The sequence below is a fragment of the Bradyrhizobium sp. CSA112 genome (assembly GCF_029051645.1).
GTDB lineage: Bacteria > Pseudomonadota > Alphaproteobacteria > Rhizobiales > Xanthobacteraceae > Bradyrhizobium.
Window position 1 is genome coordinate 1 of the sequence record NZ_JAACFS010000084.1, and the last position, 4,212, is coordinate 4,212.

The 4,212-nt window shown below is 64.9% G+C and carries 2 protein-coding genes; both read left to right on the forward strand.

Features of this window, described 5'->3' with window-relative positions; translation table 11 throughout:
- Window positions 1–214: 214 nt before the first annotated feature.
- The gene (locus GWE18_RS41670; RefSeq protein ID WP_275191269.1) at window positions 215–2,563 is read left to right on the forward strand and encodes a bifunctional salicylyl-CoA 5-hydroxylase/oxidoreductase; all 2,349 of its coding nucleotides are present in this window, start codon (window positions 215–217) and stop codon (window positions 2,561–2,563) included.
- A 179-nt stretch (window positions 2,564–2,742) separates the two neighbouring features.
- Window positions 2,743–3,996: a flavin-dependent oxidoreductase gene (locus GWE18_RS41675; protein ID WP_275191270.1), complete on the forward strand. Its 1,254-nt coding sequence runs from the start codon at window positions 2,743–2,745 to the stop codon at window positions 3,994–3,996.
- Window positions 3,997–4,212 lie beyond the last annotated feature (216 nt).

Here is a 4,212-nt window from a genome sequence, read left to right on the forward strand (position 1 = left end):
CCGTAACACCATCCATGTGAGGGACGACCGCCCGCCTTCCAAGCAAGCCGCGCGAAGCGCGCATTCAACAGCGCCGTAGCAAGCGCGGCTTGCTTGGAGGGCAGACCGGGCCCGTTACCCCATCTACTGGCTACCACCAGCCCCCTTGCCGGGAAATTATTTTAGGCTTAAAGTAATTTCGAACTAGCCCGACAGCCTGTCTCGGAGGCGGTAGATGAAGATCGCGATAATCGGCGGCGGACCGGCTGGTCTCTACGCCGCGATCCTCTTGAAGAAGCAACGGCCGCAGGCCGGGATCACGGTCTATGAGCGCAATCGCGCCGACGATACCTTCGGCTTCGGCGTGGTGTTCTCCGACGCGACGCTGGACAATTTCGAAAAGTACGATCCGCCGAGTTATCGCCGCATCACCCAGGAATTCGCCTATTGGGACGACATCGCCGTGCATTTCCGCGGCACCGTGCACCGCGTCGGCGGCAACGGCTTCTGCGGCTGTTCGCGCCGCACGCTGCTGCTGATCCTGCAGGAGCGCGCGCGCGAACTCGGCGTGACGCTGCTGTTCGAGACCGATATCGACGACGAAAGCCGCTTTGCCGACACCGATCTCATCGTGCTGGCCGACGGTATCAATAGCCGCTTCCGCGACAAGCACATCGAACACTTCCAGCCGCAGATCGACCTACGCTCCAACAAGTTCGCCTGGATGGGATCGACCCGGCCGCTGGACGCTTTCACCTTCATCTTCCAGGAGACGGAGTGGGGGCCGTTCATTGCGCACGCCTATCAATATGAAGTGGGCCGCTCGACCTGGATCTTCGAGACCGATGCCGGAACGTTTCAGCGTGCCGGGCTCGAAGGCCTGAGCGAACAGCAATCCGCCGATCGGATGGCCGAGATTTTTGGCTGGTTCCTCGACGGCCATCCCCTGCTGATCAATCGTTCGATGTGGCGCAATTTCCCGATGATCCGCAGCCAGCGCTGGGTCAAGGACAACATGGTGCTGCTCGGCGACGCCAAGGCGACCGCGCATTTCTCGATCGGCTCCGGCACCAAGCTCGCGATGGAAGACGCCATCGCACTGGCTGACGCGATGGCGCAGGCGCCGACCGTCCACGACGCGTTGCAGACCTACGAGCATGGCCGGCGCGAGGAGGTCGAGAAGACCCAGCATGCCGCTGACGTGTCGCTGGTCTGGTTCGAGCATGTTGACCGCTTCTGGGATTTCGACCCCGTACAGTTCGCGTTCGGCGTTATGACCCGCGCCAAGGCGATCACCTACGATAATCTGACGCTGCGCGCACCGGAATTCGTCCGCGAGGTCGACAAGGCGTTTGCAAAGCAGGTGCGCGCCAAGGGCTTTGACGTCGATGTCGACAAACCGGTCGCGCCGATGTTCCAGCCGCTCAGGCTCCGCGAGATGGCAGTCAGGAACCGCGCGGTGGTGTCGCCGATGTGCATGTATTCGGCGAAAGAGGGTGTACCTACCGATTTCCATCTGGTGCATTACGGCTCGCGCGCGATCGGCGGCGCCGGGCTGATCTTCACCGAGATGACCTGCGTCGGCCGCGACGCCCGCATCACGCCGGGCTGTACTGGTCTGTGGAACGACGAGCAGCAGGCGGCATGGACGCGGATCGTCGATTTCGTCCACGCCAATTCGGCCGCGAAAATCTGCCTGCAGCTTGGACATGCCGGGCGCAAGGGTGCGACCAAATTGATGTGGGAGGGCATGGACCGGCCGCTGGAGCAGGGCGGCTGGGACGTGATCTCGGCGTCGCCGCTGCCCTACTTCCCCGATAGCCAGGTGCCGCGCGAGATGGATCGGGCCGCGATGGACCGCGTCAAGCAGGAGTTCATCGCGGCGACCTTGCGCGGCGAGGCCTGCGGCTTCGACATGCTGGAACTGCACTGCGCCCATGGCTATCTGCTCGCGAGCTTCATTTCGCCGTTGACCAATCAGCGCACCGACGAATATGGCGGCTCGCTCGCCAACCGGCTGCGCTATCCACTCGAAGTATTCGAGGCGATGCGCGCGGCGTGGCCGGCGCACAAGCCGATGTCGGTTCGCATCTCCGCGACCGACTGGGCTGCGGGCGGCATCACCGGCGACGACGCGGTGGCGGTCGCACGCGCGTTTGGGGAGGCCGGCGTCGATCTGGTCGATGTCTCGACAGGGCAGACCGTGCGCGACGCGCAGCCGATCTACGGCCGGATGTTCCAGACGCCATTTTCCGATCAGGTCCGCAACGAGGCCCGGGTCGCGACCATGTGCGTCGGGAACATCACGACGGCTGACCAGGTGAACACGATTTTGGCTGCCGGCCGCGCCGACCTCGTCGCGCTCGCCCGGCCGCATCTGGTCGATCCGTCCTTCACGATGCGGGCGGCGGCCTGGTATGGCGCTGATATTGCTTGTCCGCCGCAATATCTCCCGGGCAAGGAACAGATCTTCCGCAACAGCGTGCGCGACCGGCAGGATTTCGAAGACCTCAAAATTAAGGGTAAGCCGAAAACCCGCGCCGAGCTGAAAGCCGAGGCAACAAAGCCGCTTGCAGCCGAATAGCCCGGATGGCAGGCTCTAGTGCTCCCTCGCCCCGCTCTTGCGGGGAGAGGGTCGGGGTGAGGGGCTCCCTCCGAGAGGCGAGTGCGCGGTGAGTGCGGTACCCCCTCACCCGGATCGCAAGAGCGATCCGACCTCTCCCCGCAAGCGGGGCGAGGTGAAGAGAGAGTGGAGTCGAGCTGATGAAAGCGATCATCGTCGGGGGCGGCATCGGAGGCCTTACCACTGCGCTGATGCTGCGCGCGCGCGGCATCGACTGCGAATTGTTCGAACAATCCGACAGCATCCGCGAGCTCGGCGTCGGCATCAACACGCTGCCGCATGCGATCCGCGAACTGACGGGGCTCGGCCTGCTCGACCGGCTGGATGCCGCCGCTGTACGCACCGACCAATTGTACTATCTCAACCGGCATGGCCAGGAAGTCTGGCGCGAGCCGCGCGGGCTCGATGCCGGACACGACGTGCCGCAATTCTCGGTTCATCGCGGCCGCCTGCAAAGCGTGATCCATCGCGCCGTCGAGGAGCGGCTCGGCCATGAGGCGATCCACACCGGTTGCCGACTCGGCACGTTCGCGCAGCACGAGGGCGGTGTGGTCGCGCACTTTTTCGATCGCACCGGCGCGCACGTTACGACCGCGCACGGCGACATCCTGATCGGCGCCGACGGCATTCATTCGCGGGTGCGCGAGATGCTGTTTCCGGACGAGGGGCCGCCGTGCTGGAACGGGTTGATGCTGTGGCGCGGCGCGCGCGACTGGCCGGCGTTCCTCACCGGCCGCTCGATGATCGTGGCCGGCGGACTGAATGCCAAGGTCGTGGTGTATCCGATTGCGGAAGGCTCGAGCCCGTCGAGCCGGCTGACTAATTGGGCGGTGTTGGTGAAGATCGGCGACGGCAGTTCGCCGCCGCCGCGCCGCGAGGACTGGTCGCGGCCCGGCAAGCGCGAGGAGCTGATGCCGCATGTCGATCGCTTCAAGGTACCCTATGTCGACGTGCGCAGCCTGATCTCGGCGACGCCGGAATTCTACGAGTATCCCTGTTGCGACCGCGATCCGCTGCCGTACTGGACCTGGGGCCGGGTAACGCTGCTCGGCGACGCCGCGCATCCGATGTATCCGGTCGGCTCCAACGGCGCCTCGCAGGCGATCCTCGACGCCCGCGCACTAGCCGACGAACTGGCGCGCAGCGAACATTCGCGCCAGGCACTGGTGGCCTATGAACAGAAGCGCCTGCCGATGACGGCGGAGATCGTGCGCGCCAACCGCCGCGGCGGCCCCGAAGGCGTGATCGACGCGGTCGAGCAACTGGCGCCTGATGGATTCACCGATATCGAGAAGGTGCTGAGCCACGCCCAGCGCGAAGCGATCGTGCGCGGCTATGCCTCCAAGGCCGGCTTTGCGCCGCCGGCGTTGGGATTGGCGGCGGTGCGGGCGTAACTCACGCGCCCGGAGTTCCGTAGCCCGGATGGAGCGGAGCGCAATCCGGGGTAGGTCAATCCACACGTGCAGTGCCCCGGATTTCGCTCCGCTCCATCCGGGCTTCTGTAACGGGCCTCGATTAGTCAATCCCTTTTGCGTCATCCGCTCGCCGGAAACCTGCTTCTGTACGGGATCGGCGCAAGGCCGTCGCCTGATGGGGTTCGTAAGAGGATA

What these genes read in the sequence shown, in the direction of transcription:
- GWE18_RS41670 (WP_275191269.1), top strand. Translation starts at nt 215, where the DNA reads ATGAAGATCGCGATAATCGGCGGCGGACCGGCTGGTCTCTACGCCGCG.
- GWE18_RS41675 (WP_275191270.1), top strand. Translation starts at nt 2,743, where the DNA reads ATGAAAGCGATCATCGTCGGGGGCGGCATCGGAGGCCTTACCACTGCG.